We start from the raw sequence: 18255 nt of genomic DNA, 5'->3' as shown, positions 1-18255 counted from the left end.
ATTATGGCAGTAGCAGCAGCAGTAGGGGCGATCATTGCTGGTTTATCAGCGGCAGGTGCAGCCTACGCAGCATCATTATCGATAGGATGGGTTATTGCAGCAGGGGTAGCAGCAGCGGCAGCCTCTTATCTTGCCTCTTCAATGATGATGAAGGTGGGAGATCTTGGGAATACTCAATACTCATCAACATCAAGTCAATCATCAAGGTCAACATCGCCAAGCACGGGCATTCCGATTGTCTACGGTGGTGAACATGATGCTTTGATCAAAACAGGCTCAATCATAGCGTGGCAAAATGTTCAAAACGAAACGGGAAATTATCTATGTACTGTACACTGTATTAGCCTTGGTGAAGTCGATAACTTCATCAATCAATTGTATTTTGATAATGTGGCAGTACTAAATCAGCCAATAACAAAAGAAGGGATTGTAACTTCATCTTACATTAAAGATCGTTTTAGACCGTACTTACAGTTAGAAGTACGATTCGGTGCTAAGGATTCGTATAATGGTTCAATGTCACTTGCAAAACAATATGGCGGTGAACGTTGGACTGATGCAATGCGTGGTGACGGGCTTGTTACTATCACTTCTGTTATTCGCAAGACACAAGATAGTCAAATTGATGGTATTTTAGTAAATTATAACTATGCATTAGCCGTTGAAATGCGTGGGCGTAAGATTAATGACATTTTAACGAATACAATTAAAACATCTTCAAACCCTGTTTCAATCCTAACAGATTATATTACTGATACATATTTCGGATTAGGTATAGATCCTACAGATATTGATCTAGATAATTTTCGTATAGCAGCACAGTACTGTGAAAATAATCAATTATACTGTAATGGTACGATTTCTTACGATAAAACATTTAAACGCAATATTGAATCCATATTACAAACATTCGGTGGCGTACTTTATCAATCTGGTAGTCAATTCAGACTTGCACTTGATGTAGCTGATTTACCAATAGCATCATTTTCAGAAGATAATATCATTGGTGAAGTACAATTAACGTCAGGTAGTCAGAATGATTACTATAACTGTATTGATGCATCCTATACCAATCCAAAGAATGACTATGCAAACGATGTTGTTCGTTTTCCTAGTAATATTATGGAAAGTGATATATTGGTTAAAGATGGAACAATCAAGAAAAAAGATGAGGATTACTTATTAGTACAGGATAAAGAGCAGTTAGCATTCCTTGTCAATCCAGAGGTTTTAAAATCGAAGTACGTTAACAGTACTATCCAATTCAACACCTATGATGCCCTTGATATCTCAGTATGGGATGTGATTACCATTTCCTATAGTGAATTAGGTTATGTAGATAAGAAATTCCGTGTGGTTAGTAAAACGCTACCATTCTCCGCAGAACAGATAGGCTTATGCCAATTATCTTGTGTTGAATATTATGATGAAATTTATGAAGGTACTGACACCGGTATATTCCCACAGGATGGATTTAAAACTAATCTACCTGATGCAACAACCGTAATTGCTCCAAGTAATATCCAAGTAGTCAGGAAGGGGACATCAAGTACTGGTAATGTTGTTACGGTTACATGGGATCATAGTACTGATTATAATATTGCTGGATACTATGTTAAGTATCGTGAAAGTACTTCAAATACATGGATTGATATTGGTTCAGTTAACAGATATACATCATCATTTGAAATATCATTACCAACAACCAATGCATATCAATTCGCAGTACAGGCATATAATAATTTAGGGTATGTATCAGCATTGATCAGTACTGGAAATATCACACCTGAATATAATTTTACATTACCTTCAATCACTGGATTGAAATTAGTAAACAGTACTACCAGTACATTAGTTACAGACTCACAGGATTTTCGTTTTCAATGGGATGAACAAAGTAATTTAGTAGTGAATGGTAAGAAATTTAGTGATTACTACAGATATTATGAAGTCAGATTGTATAATGGAAGTACCTATATTAAATCATTCAGTACTACATCAACGAATTTTGATTTAACACGTGACCTAAATGCTGTAGGCCGTAAACCTACCATTGGTATTATTGCTCATGGCTATAATTCTGGAACATACTCAGCAGAAGTTAAACTTACTGTAGAGAACAAACAACATGCCATTCCAGTTAACGTAGAAATGAAAGGTGGTTTTGGGAGTGTCTATGTCTCATGGAAAAAAAGTACTGAAAAGGATTATGCAGGTACGCAGATCACTATTATTGACGGCACTAACAGTACTGTAATCAATACGACGGAAACAGAGTTTACCAGTATCAATCTTGATGATGGTACATATGGGATTAAAGTTGGTCACTATGATGTATTTGGTACTGATAATATTGTATTCAGTACTGAACAATCTATTACTGTAAAAAGTGATTATCAATTCTCACAAGATGATATCGATAATATTCAGGACTTATTAGATCTCAGTAGTGAACTATCTACAGTACTTGATGATGCTAAAACATATACTAATACGCAAATATCTAATGCCAAAACATATACTGATTCTCAGATAACGAGTACCAAGACATACGCAGATAATCAGATGGCGAATGCTATTCAAACGGCGAATAACAATACTGCAACTAAAATCACTCAGGCTAAAAGCGAAATCAATACCGATACGGGTAATAAGATTACTGCAAGTGAGACAAAATTAACAACTGCATATACCACGGCGGATAGTGCTTTAAATCAGAAAATTACGACACTTGAAACATCGACGAATACTAAAATATCAGATACCAATAGTAAAATAACAACATTAGAAAAAACCGTTAGTGATGGTGATATGGCTAACAGTACTTTAATCACTAATCTTGAAAGTTCATTCAATACAAAATTGAATACCACTAACTCGAATATTACTAATTTACAAACTACCGTAGCAAATAACAACACCGCACAAACTACAGCTAACAATACGTTGGAATCAAGTTTTAATACTAAGTTGAACAGTACTAACGCAACCATCACTAATTTGCAAAAGACTATTAGTGATAACCAAACGTCCAATGCACAACAAATTAATGCACTTGATACCAAATTTACCGGTCAAGCTAACACTACAAACAGTAATCTAACTAATTTATCAAATGCAGTTAGTACTCAGAATACAGCGAATGCAAACCAGTTTAATAGTATTACAAGTACTTTATTAAATGTTGGTGGAAATTTACTACAAAATAGTTCATTCGAATTAGGCAGCACAACAACCGCTGAGGGATGGAATGTTTATAATAATTCAGGTGTATCTAATACGGTTTCAAAACCTATTGGTCGTCTTAGTGGCTCGGCAATGCAAGTAACATTTAATGCGTCCAGTACATCTACACACGGTGTATTTACAGGCGTTAATATTCCACTATGGAAAAGTGGGCAATGGTACACGGTTAGCTTTTACGCTAAAAAGATTAATGGTACTGGTTTTAGTGGCTGTAATTTAGCATGGAACAATCCGCAACCATCAACTACACAGACTGTATTAAATCCTAATCTAAGCACTGAATGGCAACGATACGCATTTTATATTTTCTGGAATGCTGGGATTAGCACACGACAGGAGTTATATGTTACGAGAACAGGTAATAGTATAGCAGGTGATGGATTTATTATAGATGATGTTATGGTTACTTCAGGTCAAGGTGTAATCGGTTATTCATCAAGTACAGATGATATCGCAAGGGCGAATATCTCAACATTGCAAAGTACGGTTGTTAGTAATCAAAATGCAAATGCCACATCTATTAGTCAAGTACAAACTAATTTGAATAATAACATTGCTACAGTTAATACAAAAATAGATACGTCAATAAATACATTAACGAACAATATTAACTCAACCTATTCATTAACTGCGAATGCAAATGGTGTTGTATCTGGTATTAAATTAGTCGCTAATTCAGGTGCAAGTACTAATAGTGCAATCTATTTCGTTGCTGATAAGTTTGTTGTTTCTCCTGCTGCCAGTACTACTAACGCTAAGAGTCCGTTTACTATTGATGGCGGTGTTGTGTATCTGAATAACGCGATGATTAAAAATGCGAGTATCGGTACTGCCTTGATCGCTGATGGCAGTATCACAAACGCCAAGATAGGTAATGCACAGATCACTTCTGCTAAGATTGCTGATGCTCAAATTACCAATGCTAAAATAGCTGGTGATATTCAAAGTGATAACTGGTCTTCTGGTTCAGGTTGGCGACTTGGTAAATCCGGTACTAATGCGGGTAAATTAGAGCTTAAATCTGCTTCAACTGGTCAACGTATTGAATTAGATGAAACAGGGTTACGAGTATATGATTCGAATAACATATTAAGAGTATCAATAGGGGTAATATAATGGCAGGTATGGGCGTTAAATTCTTTTCTAATACAATTGGAAGAGAGTTTATAATGGATGAAGGTTGTAGATATATGAATTATTTGGGAAGAGTAACTAACAATGCAATGTGGGTTACTCTTCCCCGTAAACCCACGGCAGGGAGTACTATCTATTTTATTCTTGAAAATGGTGCAAATGAATTGGCAACGGCAAACATAGATCGTATTGCCACATTCTATGATGTTAAATTGAGCGAGGATCGTCAATCAATACAGTATGGTATAACTAACATGGGGGCGGGTTTAATATATGGTAATGTTAGTCCATATGACAGAAAGTATCCAGAAATGAGTTTTCCCCTTCATGTATTTGAAATTGGTGGTGCTTCTCCGGCTGCTGGATTTGGTTTTGGTATCTATGGTGGGTCAGACTATAACGTAATAGTAGATGGTAGAACGGCTGGGGCTTGTGTATGGAAGTACTCAGGTAAAGTGAAAAGTGGTTTCGCTATTCCAACAACAATACCAGCATATAATAACGCCATTGTATATGCCCGTTGGAATTTACAGACACATGGTATTAAACTTTCTTCTGATAAAAAAATTTTCATATATACGGATCAGTCTGCAAATGTTGATACTACTACTGAACTTGATATGCAATTGGTGGTGTTCTCAAGTGGTTTCGATATTCCAGAGACACCGATTGGTATTAATATTAGAAACGAAGCAAATCAAATTACCTTTTCATCTGATTATCCACCATTGAGATTAAGGAATACCATGCACTATCCAAAATGGAATGGTACGTCATGGCCTGGTACATTCGATGTCGCTGATTTACCAATTGCTGATGGTATGGTTCCACTTGTAAGAAGTTATGGTACTTTCATACGTCCAACCACGATTGATAACATTGATAACCGTTTTCGACATGTAGTACTTAATGCTGCCTGTAGAATGTATGATAATAAAATACAAGTATTCCAAGGTGGTGAGGTTATGGTTTCGGGTATTCCACTTGGGCAAGCATGGGTTCCTGTAGTAACTGGCTCCGTAGTCATTCTACCAATACCTATTATTTCTGCTTCTGATTATTTTTAATTATAATAAATACTACAGTAGATAATAACAATAATAGGAACTAATAATGGATGGCACAATAACTATTATATTGTGTGTCGTTGGGGTACTTGGTTTTTTCTGGACACTATATAGGGATAAAAAACGTGATGGTGAATCACTAACCGATAGAGTCACAAAACTGGAATCTGAAACAGCACTTGTAAAACAAAGTATCAGTACTTTGAAAACTGAACAGGAAGCTATTAAAGATAATCTTGAGAAACTCGAAGAACAACTAACACAAATTAATCAGAATATCGTCAGGATCTTAACCATTCTCGATAAGTAACAGGTGGCCTCATTGTAGGCCACTTTTTTTGTTTCTCCATAAATAGATGTATAGAAATCATTATGGAGAAAGTACAAATGGATTTGTATCAAAAATTAAAACAGTATGAAGGTACTAAACAATATCAGGCAAAATTGGGCTATTATCGTGATGGGAATTTTCATATATATAAGGATCATCTTGGAAATGAAACTATCGGTTATGGTCATTTAGTACTATCAAACGAGAAACAAGCATTCAAGAATGGTATATCAGAAGTTGAAGCGGATTTATTACTTCATGCAGATATCCAACGAGCAAAACAAGATGTTAAGAAATTAAACGTTAAGATCCCCGAAGATTCACGTTGGAATGATTTTCTTGTGATGATGGTTTTTCAACTTGGATTGACTAAAACACTTGGCTTTAAGAAGTTCCTAAGTGCTTTAAGTTCTGGAAACTATGCAACTGCAATCATAGAAGTAAAAGATAGTCTTTGGTACAGGCAAACCGCCGGAAGAGTAGACGACATGATCGCCTATGTAGTTAGGGGGTGAGTCATGGACACGCAATGGAGTATGTTCAACCCTCAAGATTGGTCATTGGATGATGTACCTGAATATGCAGCGTTTGTTTATCTAATAGAATTTCCTGAAAGTGGGGAGTACTACATTGGAGTTAAACAATGTTATCAAAAGATCAAACATATTAATCAGCGTACTGATGATACAAAAGAAAGTAACTGGCCTATCTATAATTCAAGTTCCAAGACAGTAAAGCAGTACATTGAAGATGGTGAAAATCATACCAAGAAAATTCTATGGTGTTTTCCTACAGTACAAGAGGCGGCGTTGGTAGAGACTGCTTTAATCAGTATATTCGGTTCAGATAGTCAATGTCTCAACAAAGCTATCATGACTAAGACACGCTTGATTAAAAATAATGGTAGTACTACAAATATAATTCAGGAGATACTTTCATGGCTAATATAAAGTTTCAATGGAATAATAGTCCTCAGAATATTGCTAGCCAATTAAACCGTAATGGTCAACAATGGGGCAGGGATTTCCAAACTGAGCTAACAAGAAGATCTAAGTTAATATCAGATCAAATACAGGATGATATCAACAAGGTAAAAGGCGGTGCTGTACCATTCACACAGAAAGCAATACGTTTTCGAGCCACTAATAGTAAATCATCAAGTACTGTATACAATAATATCATCGTGCAGCCAAATCAGGCCAAGTACTTAAAGTTTATTTTAGGTAGTGCTGAGAAAGCAGGATCAAAAATTATTCCCACTAGTTCAGCCAAGTTGACGGCAGAAGGTAACATTCAAGGTTTACGTTCAAGATTGAAATCGGGAAGATATAAAACTGTTAGTAGTGGTAATCGTAAATACATCATTGATACTAAATCACCTAAACGCAAATCAAGAATAGAAAGAGTCATAGGCATTATTGCAAGTAGGAAGAGAAAACAATTATTCGACTTCTATAAACAAACGAGCCGATATGCTCAAAAAGAATTTAATTCAATGAAAGGGAGTTTTCAATTTAAATGGAATTAAGTCAATACATCAATCAGTTCCCATGTTATCCGCATACGGAACTACAGGATCAGACATTATGCGGAGTAATACCATGTTCAACCACATATCCCTACGACAAAGTGTTTGCTACGCATAAGTTAATAAAAAAGAAAGTACTTAAGACTGGCGGTGATCTTCTCGCTGTCAGCTTTCTCAAGGGGAATGAACCAACTTTAGAAGTAGGGGATTCAACACAATGGATCATAGAGGGAAGCGTACATGATGTTGTAGTACTCATGGCGTTCCCATTACAGCACAAAGGATACAGGGCGTGGTGTTACATCGTCCAACAGAAGCAGGAGGCATTAAATGTTATGGATAACAACGATCATTGATTTGGTCAAAAGCGGCGTTGGGTACTTTACCAAGCGTCAACAATCAAAAGACGAGCTACAGGCACAGAACAGTCATGAACAGAATCAGATCACCCTTGAAGAGACTCGTAAGGGCTTCACATGGCGTCAGTGCTTGGGTTATGTGTTGACTTTCATTGTGGCGTGGAATTTCGTTTTCGTGCCTTTGTTGGCATTGATGGGCGTCATTTTACCAGTAGTACCACTCGACGATGTGTGGCGGGTTCTGCTTGTTTTGATTGGAACGTAACAAAATACTACATATAGTGTTTGACGTAATTACACGCACTATATATAGTATTCTTGTGATTCGTTATTACACTTCCAGAGGGCTGCAAAATGGGTAAGAACCAACATGTAGTACCACACAATGGTGAATGGGCTGTTCGTAGCGAGGGTAGTGATCGCGTAACCAAAACTTTCGATACACAGCGTGAAGCAATCGATTATGGTAGAGGCATTGCTCAACGGCAAGAAAGTGAACTTGTAATTCATCGCCCTGATGGACGTATCCGTGATAAAGATTCATATGGTAATGACCCATTCCCACCTCGTGGATGATTGTCAGTACTACTACAGAAGGGAACCATTTGGTTCCCTTTTTTCTTTGTGTGGTTCAATAGTATCGAATTACAATTTTTGGTTTGTGTGCAACATTGACTATTACCGTGGTGATTGGTCGGGCACAAAACCCGTGGAAAGAGTGCAATACCCGTAAGATGGAGGAGGATGGCATCAAGCTGGCGCGTCGCAGCAGCGGGGGCGGCGCCGTGTTTCACGATTTGGGCAATACCTGCTTTACCTTTATGGCGGGAAAACCGGGTTACGATAAAAGCGTTTCAACCGCCATTATTCTTAATGCGCTGACCACGTTGGGCGTTGCGGCTTCGGCTTCAGGGCGTAACGATCTGGTGGTGGATACGCCTGATGGTGAACGCAAGGTGTCGGGTTCTGCCTACCGGGAAACCAAGGATCGTGGCTTTCACCACGGTACGCTGTTGCTCAACGCCGATCTTTCACGTCTGGCAAATTACCTCAACCCGGATGTGAAGAAATTACAGGCCAAAGGTATCACCTCCGTCCGTTCTCGGGTTGCCAATCTGGTGGAATTGTTGCCGACGGTCGATCACGCGCAAGTGTGTGAGGCGGTGCGTGACGCGTTTTTTGCCTACTACGCAGACAGTTGCACGGCGGAGCACATCTCACCCGCACAAATGCCCGATCTCCCCGGTTTTCGTGAGCAATTTGCCAAGCAAAGCAGTTGGGAATGGAATTTTGGTCAGGCCCCGGATTTTACCCATATGTTGGATACGCGCTTCCCGTGGGGGGGCATTGAGCTGCATATGGATGTCGATCGCGGCATCATTACGCGCAGTCAGCTGTTTACGGATAGCTTGAACACCGCGCCGTTAGAGGCGTTGGCGCAGGCCTTGCAGGGCTGCGCATACCGTGTGCACGATATCATCGCGGCGGGCGAAGCGCTGTTTGAACAATTTCCTGAACAGCAGTCAGAGCTGCAGCAGGTGAACACGTGGCTGGCGGAGAATATTCGTTAGGTGCAATCGGATTTTGCTCTCCACGGCAGAAGCAAGGAATGAAGAATGTCGGGTTTCTGATGGAAGGATCTTCCACATGGCAAGGTTTGGAAGTGCACAGCCATGTGGGTCCCACCGCGGTTGCTGCGATGGACATGCGCAGTGGTCATCACGGACGTATGGCGTTGTATAGTCATAACGTCCCGCTTTTTTGGGCTTCGATGCTAAAAGATCATTCCGGCATCTGGTTGGTGTTTAACACCGAACACCCGCAATCAGAGGGATTGTTGCCGGCCGTGACCTCACGGGATGTCGCGTCGATGTGGCGCTCGGTGTCGCAGGCGTGGACGAGTGAGGGGGGACTATTTACGCAAACATCAAGCGCAGAACGTTTTAGAGAAGATCTTGGATAGCGTCGTGTAATAACGTGAGCAGGTGGCAGCTGTCATGCCTATATCGTTAACAGCATGACATCACTGTAAGGGGAGCATCAGGATAACGAAAAAGGGATTGTTGAGCGCCCATTGTTGGCGTTAGAGTGATATTGCACGCTTATCTGCGCAGACATCGACCATGAAAATCGCCTTAGACATTGACTACGAAAGTGAATACCTGTTCTGGCCCATTTATAGCCGAGATGAGCGGTTATTGGCCCTGGAAATGACCGGTTGTTTCAATAGTGCGGATGGCAAACTCACCGTGCCGGGCGATATCCTGATGAGTATGTTGACCACGGCGCAAAAGCTGGCGCTGCTGGATGAACAAATCGATATCATTCAACGCAAAGCGGAGTGGCTGAAACTGCACCGGTTTTTGTTGGTGTGGCGCATTGAGAAGCATTGTGCTGAACTGCTGATGGCATCGATTCCACGCCGCAATGCGATCCGCGCATTACCCTTTGTCCATCTGGAGATTAACGAGGCGTTTCCTCATCTCGGTGAAGGTAAAGGAAACCGTGGCATTACCGAACTCAGTAACATGTTTCCCCTGTGGCTGGATAATTTCGGCTCAGGCAAGGTAAACCTCAAGGCGTTCCATGATGGTTTACTGAGCTATGTGAAAATCGATCCGAAACTGGTGTGGGATATTCTCTCGCGTCCGGCCCCTGACCTGATCATGGATCCGCTGCTTAACGTGATGAAAAGCCACCAGCAAGGCCTTGGGGTGATCGCGAAAGGGATTGATACGCCCGAGCATTTGAAAAAAGTGCATCACCTCAAGGTGGATGCGGTACAAGGTAAGCTGTGGCCCGCCATCCCGCTGCATGCCTTGGAGCAGGAACTGACGCCGGCGGCGTAAACCAGTATCCCTATATTTCCTCCGTGTTTATTTCCTTGTTGACGTTCTACACTCAAGTCTGACAGACGCAGTAGAGTGACAGAATGACGATGACACAGGGATTACGATTTACCCATCACTACCATGACGCTTTGCCCGGATGCTACACGGCGCTTTCGCCCACACCGTTACAGGGTGCTCGCTTGCTGTATCATAGCGCGGAACTGGCGGAGCAGTTGGGGGTGCCTGTCAGTTGGTTTCAGCCTGAACACAGTGATATCTGGCAAGGAAAGACGCTGCTGCCCGGCATGCTGCCGTTGGCGCAGGTCTATAGCGGCCATCAGTTTGGCGTATGGGCCGGGCAACTGGGCGATGGTCGGGGGATTTTGCTGGGGGAGCAGCGACTCGCGAACGGTTCCAGCATGGAGTGGCATCTGAAAGGTGCAGGGTTGACCCCCTATTCGCGCATGGGAGACGGCCGAGCGGTGCTGCGATCGGTGATTCGCGAATTTCTCGCGTCGGAAGCACTGCATCATCTGGGCATTCCTACTACGCGCGCCTTGGCGATTGTTACCAGCGATGAACCCGTTCAGCGCGAACAGCAGGAGCAGGGGGCGATGCTAATGCGCGTTGCCGAAAGTCATCTGCGTTTCGGGCATTTTGAGCATTTTTACTATGCACGGCAGCCGGAACAGGTGAAAAAACTGGCCGATTTCGCCATCACGCACCACTGGCCGCACTGGCAGCACGATGAACAACGCTACTCGCTGTGGTTTACGGACATTATTGAACGCACGGCGCGCATGGTTGCTCATTGGCAGGCAGTGGGGTTCGCCCACGGTGTGATGAATACTGACAATATGTCGATCCTTGGCCTGACGTTCGATTATGGCCCCTACGGTTTTATGGATGACTATCAACCTGACTTTGTCTGTAATCACTCCGATTACCACGGTCGTTATGCCTTTGACAACCAGCCCGCCGTGGCACTGTGGAACTTGCATCGCTTAGCGCAGGCTCTCTCTGGATTGTTGCCGGTGGAATCACTTGAAACCGCGCTGGGTTGCTATGAATCGGCTCTGATGGCGCATTTTGGTCAACTGATGCGCGCCAAGTTGGGCTTTTTTGATGCGGATGCCAGAGATAACGATCTGCTGGTGGGGTTGCTGAACCTGATGGCGCGTGAGCGCAGTGACTATACCCGCACTTTCCGCCTGCTAAGTGATACCAACGTGCAGGATACCGAGTCGCCGCTGCGTGACTTGTTTATCGACCGGGCAGCATTTGATGCCTGGTTTAGCGACTATCGTGCTCGGCTGGCGCAGGAGACGCGGAGTGACGCTGAACGTCAGCGCAGCATGAAAGCGGCCAATCCAAAATATATTCTGCGTAACTATCTGGCGCAGCAGGCGATTGAAGCCGCTGAGCAGGATGATATAGGTCCATTGACGCAGTTGCATCAGGCGCTTTCTCGTCCGTATGACGAGCAGCCTGAATATGAATCGCTGGCGGCAGCACCGCCAGCGTGGGGTAAAGCGTTGGAAGTGTCTTGTTCCAGCTAGGCTAGCGGCGCAGAAAAACCTGCGGTGTCGCGTCGTCGGGATGCGGATGCACCAGCACGTCGGCCTGATACCACTGCGTGAGCGTTTCGCTTTGCAATACTGCTTGCGGAGTGCCTTGCGCCACCAGTTTTCCCTGATGCAGCAGAGCAATGCGATCGGCATACAGCGCGGCCAGATTCAGGTCGTGCAGGATGCAGCACACCGCAAGGGGTTGCTGTTGTGTGAGCTGCTTGAGCAGACGCAACAGGTGTTGCTGATGATAGAGATCGAGCGCCGATGTCGGTTCATCCAGAAACAGCCAGCAGGGCGTCGGTGTCGGGTGCCATAACTGTGCCAGCACGCGTGCCAACTGCACGCGCTGCTGTTCACCGCCGGAAAGGTGGCGATAATCCTGCTGGGCTAACGCGGTGCATTCGGTTAACGCCATGACACGATCGACCACGCTGTCACCGGCGTAGTCATGACGATAGGGCGCACGCCCCATGGCAACCACGTCGCGTACGCTAAACGGAAAACTCAGCGCACCGTGCTGACGCATGACGGCGCGGGTTTTGGCCAAGGCATCGGGCTTCCAGTCAGCAAGTGCTTTTCCGGCCAACTGACACTCACCGCTGTCGGGGGCCAGATAGCCAGTGAGCAGACGCAGCAGCGTGGATTTTCCCGCGCCATTCGGGCCAATAATGGCGACGATCTCACCGCTATTGATGTCCAACGAAACATCATCAATCAATGTGCGTCCGGCAACCTGATAGTGCAGATGCTGGGCCGTCAGACGGTTAGTCATGGGTGCTTCCCTTGTGCGTGACAATCAGCCATAGGAAGTAGGGGCCGCCTATCAGACTGGTGAGCAAACCTACGGGCATTTCCGCCGGTGCTAGCAGGGTTCGTGCCAGCGTATCGGCCATGATAAGTAACCCCGCGCCCGCCAGCGCTGAACCCGGTAGCAACCAGCGGTGATCGGCACTCAGGTTCATGCGTACCAGATGCGGGATGACCAACCCGATAAACGCAATGACGCCGCTGACCGCTACCGCCGTGCCTACCAGCAGTGCGCTGAGCAGCAGTAATATCAGCTTGGTCTGCTTTACCTTCACGCCCAGATAGTGTGCGTCTTCATCGCCCAACTGGATCAGATTGAGTTTGCGGGCATAGCACTGTACGCACACCATGGCGGGAATGACCAGAGAAGCGGCGACCAGCAACACCGGCCACTGGGCTTGTCCCAGGCTGCCCATACCCCAGAGTGAAAACTGACGCAATTGCTGATCGTTACTGATGTAGGTTAGTACGCCAACGGCCGCGCCACACAGCGCATTCAGAGCAATGCCGGTTAACAGCAGACGCGTAACGCCGCCGCGTTCATCGCGCCCCAACATAAACAAAATAGCTGTCACCGCCAGACTGCCGGCGAAGGCAGCCAGCATCGGGCTATAGAGTGCCAACAGTGGGGGAAGGCCCAAAGGCATCAATAGTGCAAACGCGACAAACAATGCGGCTCCGCTGCTAATGCCAAGTAAACCGGGGTCAGCCAGCGGATTGCGGAACAGCCCCTGCATCACAGCACCAGCCGCGGCGAGTGCGCTACCCACTAGCAGTGCCAGCAGGACGCGCGGTAGGCGAATAGTGAGCCAGATATGCCACAGCGGGTCACTGAGCGGCGCATGCCACAGTTGGCGGAAGGAGAGGGTGAGTGCCCCCATATTGGCGGCACCCAGCATCAACAGCAGCGTGAAACACACCAGCCCCGCCAGAATCAGGCGGGGGCGTTGCCGTAGTCTCATTTTACCTGCTCGGCGGCGTGACGCAGCGTGGTTAACAGCGCTGGGGTTTCCAGCGTAAAGCCGAGCATTGCCATATCATCGACCACCACCACGCGGCGGTGTTTGCCTGCCGGGGTCAGCGCAACGCCGGGCAATTGCCAGATTTTTTCTTCGCCACCCAAACTCTGCAAACCCTGTGCGGAGATCAACAACAGATCGGGCGCACTGGCGATAACACCTTCTTGCGATAGCGGCTGGTAGCGCACTACGTCAGGCATGGCATTTTGTAACCCGGCGGCACGGATCACTGTATCGGCGGGGGTATTTTTTCCTGCTGCCATGGCAGTCATGCCACCGTGACTGAGCACAAACAGCGCTTTGACGGGCAGCGGTTGCTGTGCCACGGCAGATACCTGCTGCTGATAACGGTCGGTCAGCACTTTGCCGTCGCTCTCTTTGTGCAGCGCCTGTGCAATGGTGTTGATTTTCTGCGGAATGCTTTCTAGCGTCGGCTGTGCCGGCACCATGACCACCTTCACGCCGCTGTCTGCCACTTGCTTGAGTACCAGAGAGGGTTGTGACAACTCACTGGCAATCACTAACGACGGTTTTAGCGACAGAATGCCTTCCGCATTCAACTGACGCATATAGCCAACATCCGGTAGTGCTTGCGCAGCGGCCGGGTGCAGGCTGGTGCTGTCGCGGGCGATAAGTTGCTGCTCAGCGCCAAGCGCATAGATGATTTCGGTGACATCACCGCCAATGGAGACGATCCGTTCATTGGCGCTGGCGCCCAGCGGCAGCGTCAGGAGCAGTGCGTAGAGCCAGTTTTTCATGCGACCAGTTCCTTATTTGCCGTGAGCGCCTCGATTTGTGTGCGCCATTGTGCCTGTTCCGGCGTGCCTTCGGTGCGCTGGCCGAACAGCTGTGCGATTTGTGTGCCATCAGCCGCATAGAGTTCCAGGCTGGTGACGATACCGTCTGCGGTCGGTTTACGGGTGATCCAGCTTTCGGCAATCGCATCTTCAATCAGGTGCAGGGTGAAATCCGGGTTGAAAATGTTGATCCACGCCGCGTGCTGCGCCATTTTCTCTACCCGTGCGATGGGGCCGGTGAAAATCTGTACGCAGCCACGGCTGCCAACGAATACCATGATGTCATTTTGATCCTGCTGCGCGGCGGCCAGAATCTGCGACAGGGCGCTGTTATCGACCCGACAGGCCAAATCGTCTTTAACGGCGCGGAAAGCCTGTTGACGCGTAAGGTTATAGCGTTTGAGTAGAATGAAAAATTGGTGTACGTCTGTCATGGCACGCCATTCGGCTTCAAATGCCGCCTGGTCGATGCTGGGTGCCTGAGTGGCCGCTGGGGTTTCCTGACGTAACTGCACCTCTGGGTTCACGTCTGTGACAAATTCGGCCAGATAGGCATCCCAAGCCGTCATATCGGTCTGTTCGGTGGCATATACCTTTAGGATAGCATCACCCTGATGGTCAAAAAATTGAATGCTCTGGCGTTCGCCACGCGCGGTCTCTTCCCGCAGGCTGAATGCCACATTCCACTGATGCAAAAACAGGCGAAGATCCAGCGCGTAAGGGTTAAGGATCAGACCCGCATGACCGTCCAAATGTTGGTTTTGGTAAACGCCGACCTGCTCGTGTACCGCATAGGTGTTGCGCGTGATGGATTTGGTCTGGCCGACCTTCTCCAGCGCCAGCAGCCAGCGCTTGGCATCGCCTTGCAAGCGTTGTGCGTCATGACCGACGCGTGCGTGCGTCAACACTGCTTCACTGATGCCGAGCGCCGTGGCGATATCACGGGCGTATTGGCGGGGATTGTTGTTTTTGGCTTGCAGGTATTGATCATAAATCGCGTTCGGCATTGTCTGTTCCTGTGGTCGTTCTGCGATGGGTGTTATCGTATTAGAAATATTTTACTTAATAAATGAGAATCATTTTCATGTTGCCAAAAGGTGACATCAAGTGAAGATTTCTTAATACGTCGGAAACCGATAAGCCAGCAGAGGATGATGGAGCAGCAGCGCACGACCAGGAATGGCCATGCGCGGTTGAGAGGCAGTAGGGCGTTAGAAGCGGCTGTCTACCGCACCGGCTAACTGTGCAAGCAGGGTTTCAGTCTCCTGCCAGCCCAGACAGCCATCGGTAATCGATTTGCCGTAAACCAGCGTTTGTGGCGCAGCCAACGGTTGCTGACCTTCAACCAGAAAGCTTTCCACCATAACGCCTGCAATAGCGCGTGAACCCGAGCGTATCTGTTGACACACGTCGGCGCACACATCCATTTGTCGCTGGTACTGCTTGTAGCTGTTGCCGTGGCTAAAATCCACTACCAACTGTGGCGGCAAGGTGAATTCGCGCAGCAGCTCGCAGGCGGCCTGAATATCGGCGGCGTGATAATTGGGATTTTTTCCGCCGCGCAGAATGATGTGACCATAGGGATTGCCGTGAGTCTGGTAGATGGTCATTTGCCCTTGTTTATCCGGCGACAGAAACAGATGCGATGCGCGTGCGGCACGGATGGCATCGATAGCAATACGCAGATTGCCGTCGGTGCCGTTTTTGAAACCCACCGGGCAGGAGAGGGCAGAGGCCATTTCACGGTGGATTTGGCTTTCCGTGGTTCGCGCGCCAATGGCACCCCAACTGATGACATCGGCAATGTATTGCCCGGTGACCATATCCAAAAATTCCGTTGCCGTCGGTAAGCCGAGTGCATTGATATCCAATAACAGACGACGTGCCAATGCCAGACCGTGATTGACCTGATAGCTGCCATCAAGGGCTGGATCGGAAATCAACCCTTTCCAGCCCACAACGGTGCGAGGTTTTTCAAAATAGGTACGCATCACGATTTCCAGCCGATCCTGATAGCGAGTGCGCAGCACTGAGAGCTGCCGAGCATAGTCGAGCGCGGCATCAACATCGTGGATGGAACAGGGGCCAACGATCGCCAACAACCGGGGATCTTTTCCCGTGAGAATATTTTCTATTCTCTTTCGTGACGTTGTCACTTTTTCCGCAACTGCGGGTGAAACCGGCAGTTGTGTCAGCAGCGCCTGCGGCGCGATCAGACGATCGAGCCATTGGCTGCGTAACTCATCAGTTTTTAACATGCAATATCTCTGCTTACGGGTGGGTCAGGGGACTGTGTCACATGGCGGTTCGTCTCGCAAAGAAACGCCGCTGAAACAAGGGGGGAACGCGCATAGAAAATAAATCATCGCTCACACTGCGTTTATCTTCCTGAAGATAAGGCGACGTGAGTGAATGGCGCGCGCATCATGTCAGACGGCGGCGGGACTTTTGGGCGCTAAGCGAGTGTCAGTTTTCCCCTTCTCCTACCAAATGGGTTGCTTCGCTACGACGACATGTCGGGAAGTCATGGCATCCACGATAACCGAATCAGGGGGCAATTCAACCCGCTTTTGCTAAAAAATGATAATGTACTAGTACATGCGACGACTCATGCCTAATATATCGATGATCTTGGCGGAAATCTCCTCTACGGAGTAGTTTGTCGTGTTGAGATAAGGGATCTGGTGACGGCGAAACAGCGCTTCCACTTCGCTCAGTTCCATCCGGCACTGGCGCAATGAAGCATAGCGACTGTTGCCGCGCCGCTCTTCACGGATAGCCGCCAGGCGTTCGGCATCGATAGTTAGGCCGAACAGCTTGTGTTGAAACGGTTTCAGCGCTTCAGGCAGGCGCAGATTGTCCATGTCATCGGCGATGAAAGGGTAGTTGGCTGCACGAATGCCAAACTGCATGGCGAGATAAAGGCTGGTGGGGGTTTTTCCGCAGCGCGACACGCCGAGTAAAATCACCTGTGCCTGATCGAGATTGCGTAATGAAATGCCATCGTCGTGGGCGAGCGTGTAGTCAATGGCGGCGATGCGCGCATCGTATTTGCCGAGGTTTTTAGCCGTCAGACCGTGGGTGCGGTTGGCTTCTGGCGCGGGAGGAACATTGAGTTCTCCTTGTAAGGGCGCCACCAATGCCTGCACGATATCCTGACAAAAACCGTCGCTGCTGTTAATAATATCCCGCACGGTTTGGCTAATGATGGAATAAAACACCAGAGGACGCACCCCCGTTTGCTGGTAGAGCGTATTGATGCGTTCACGTACTGCGTTGGCGCGCGCTTCACTTTCCACAAACGGCAGCGTGTAGCTGACCGTGTTGACAGGAAACTGTGAAAGTACTGCATGCCCCAACACTTCGGCGGTGATGGCGGTACCATCGGAGATATAAAAGACGCTTCTTTCCACATCAACCCCTGCTTTTATGGCCGCGAAAAATAGTGACTAAACTCGTTCAAAAATTGGCGTTGAACGATATTTTTAATGAAACGGCATTTCATTATCTTCATGATAAACCAGTTAAACTTTTACAGTATTGTATTTTTACCCCGTTAAGCAAG

The 18255-nt window shown here is 46.6% G+C and carries 17 protein-coding genes and 1 pseudogene; 12 read left to right on the top strand and 6 right to left on the bottom strand.

Features of this window, described 5'->3' with window-relative positions; translation table 11 throughout:
- Nucleotides 1-3: 3 nt before the first annotated feature.
- The 12 genes and pseudogenes from J5224_RS03205 to J5224_RS03150 all read left to right on the top strand — a co-directional run bounded on the left by J5224_RS03205 (nucleotide 4) and on the right by J5224_RS03150 (nucleotide 12055).
- The gene (locus tag J5224_RS03205; RefSeq protein WP_264623980.1) at nucleotides 4-4362 is read left to right on the top strand and encodes a phage tail protein; all 4359 of its coding nucleotides are present in this window, start codon (nucleotides 4-6) and stop codon (nucleotides 4360-4362) included.
- On the top strand, nucleotides 4362-5447 hold the full coding sequence (locus tag J5224_RS03200; protein WP_264623979.1) for a DUF6453 family protein: 1086 nt from the start codon (nucleotides 4362-4364) through the stop codon (nucleotides 5445-5447). Before J5224_RS03205 ends, J5224_RS03200 begins: the two co-directional genes overlap by 1 nt.
- 46 nt (nucleotides 5448-5493) lie before the next feature.
- On the top strand, nucleotides 5494-5757 hold the full coding sequence (locus J5224_RS03195) for a hypothetical protein (protein WP_264623978.1): 264 nt from the start codon (nucleotides 5494-5496) through the stop codon (nucleotides 5755-5757).
- 62 nt (nucleotides 5758-5819) lie between these two features.
- The gene (locus tag J5224_RS03190; RefSeq protein WP_264623977.1) at nucleotides 5820-6293 is read left to right on the top strand and encodes a glycoside hydrolase family protein; all 474 of its coding nucleotides are present in this window, start codon (nucleotides 5820-5822) and stop codon (nucleotides 6291-6293) included.
- A 3-nt stretch (nucleotides 6294-6296) separates the two neighbouring features.
- On the top strand, nucleotides 6297-6728 hold the full coding sequence (locus tag J5224_RS03185) for a hypothetical protein (RefSeq protein ID WP_264623976.1): 432 nt from the start codon (nucleotides 6297-6299) through the stop codon (nucleotides 6726-6728).
- A complete protein-coding gene (locus J5224_RS03180) occupies nucleotides 6716-7306 on the top strand; it encodes a hypothetical protein (RefSeq protein WP_264623975.1) in 591 nt (196 codons plus the stop codon). The genes J5224_RS03185 and J5224_RS03180 overlap by 13 nt, the downstream gene beginning before the upstream one ends.
- Nucleotides 7307-7636: 330 nt before the next feature.
- On the top strand, nucleotides 7637-7930 hold the full coding sequence (locus J5224_RS03175) for a hypothetical protein (RefSeq protein ID WP_264623974.1): 294 nt from the start codon (nucleotides 7637-7639) through the stop codon (nucleotides 7928-7930).
- 89 nt (nucleotides 7931-8019) lie between these two features.
- Nucleotides 8020-8241, top strand: coding sequence for a DUF2188 domain-containing protein (locus tag J5224_RS03170; protein WP_264623973.1), 222 nt, complete (start codon nucleotides 8020-8022; stop codon nucleotides 8239-8241).
- A 104-nt stretch (nucleotides 8242-8345) separates the two neighbouring features.
- A pseudogene (locus J5224_RS03165) lies at nucleotides 8346-9236 on the top strand (lipoate--protein ligase); the annotation flags it as partial.
- Between the two features lie 38 nt (nucleotides 9237-9274).
- Nucleotides 9275-9628 (top strand): hypothetical protein, encoded by a 354-nt coding sequence (locus tag J5224_RS03160; RefSeq protein WP_264623972.1) that lies wholly within the window; start codon nucleotides 9275-9277, stop codon nucleotides 9626-9628.
- Nucleotides 9629-9788: 160 nt separating this feature from the next.
- Nucleotides 9789-10514, top strand: coding sequence for an EAL domain-containing protein (locus tag J5224_RS03155; protein WP_264623971.1), 726 nt, complete (start codon nucleotides 9789-9791; stop codon nucleotides 10512-10514).
- A gap of 89 nt (nucleotides 10515-10603) precedes the next feature.
- On the top strand, nucleotides 10604-12055 hold the full coding sequence (locus J5224_RS03150) for a protein adenylyltransferase SelO (protein WP_264624069.1): 1452 nt from the start codon (nucleotides 10604-10606) through the stop codon (nucleotides 12053-12055).
- A 1-nt stretch (nucleotide 12056) separates the two neighbouring features.
- Here J5224_RS03150 and J5224_RS03145 read toward each other — a convergent pair whose 3' ends face one another.
- From J5224_RS03145 to J5224_RS03120, 6 genes are all read right to left on the bottom strand, one after another.
- Nucleotides 12057-12839 carry a heme ABC transporter ATP-binding protein gene (locus J5224_RS03145; protein WP_264623970.1) on the bottom strand — a complete coding sequence of 261 codons (783 nt, stop codon included), beginning with the start codon at nucleotides 12837-12839 and terminating at the stop codon, nucleotides 12057-12059.
- Nucleotides 12832-13836 (bottom strand): FecCD family ABC transporter permease, encoded by a 1005-nt coding sequence (locus tag J5224_RS03140; protein WP_264623969.1) that lies wholly within the window; start codon nucleotides 13834-13836, stop codon nucleotides 12832-12834. The genes J5224_RS03145 and J5224_RS03140 overlap by 8 nt, the downstream gene beginning before the upstream one ends.
- Nucleotides 13833-14651 (bottom strand): heme/hemin ABC transporter substrate-binding protein, encoded by an 819-nt coding sequence (locus J5224_RS03135; RefSeq protein ID WP_264623968.1) that lies wholly within the window; start codon nucleotides 14649-14651, stop codon nucleotides 13833-13835. The genes J5224_RS03140 and J5224_RS03135 overlap by 4 nt, the downstream gene beginning before the upstream one ends.
- Entirely contained in the window at nucleotides 14648-15697 is a 1050-nt protein-coding gene (locus tag J5224_RS03130; protein ID WP_264623967.1) for a hemin-degrading factor, read from the bottom strand. Before J5224_RS03130 ends, J5224_RS03135 begins: the two co-directional genes overlap by 4 nt.
- 204 nt (nucleotides 15698-15901) lie before the next feature.
- Complete coding sequence (locus tag J5224_RS03125) at nucleotides 15902-16948, bottom strand: 3-deoxy-7-phosphoheptulonate synthase (RefSeq protein ID WP_264623966.1); 1047 nt, start codon at nucleotides 16946-16948, stop codon at nucleotides 15902-15904.
- 333 nt (nucleotides 16949-17281) lie between these two features.
- Nucleotides 17282-18103: a pyruvate, water dikinase regulatory protein gene (locus tag J5224_RS03120; RefSeq protein WP_264623965.1), complete on the bottom strand. Its 822-nt coding sequence runs from the start codon at nucleotides 18101-18103 to the stop codon at nucleotides 17282-17284.
- Between the last annotated feature and the right edge of the window lie 152 nt (nucleotides 18104-18255).

Source organism: Candidatus Symbiopectobacterium sp. NZEC135 (assembly GCF_025962695.1).
Note: the sequence above shows the minus strand (reverse complement) of the source record. Positions and strands in the feature narration are given on the sequence as shown.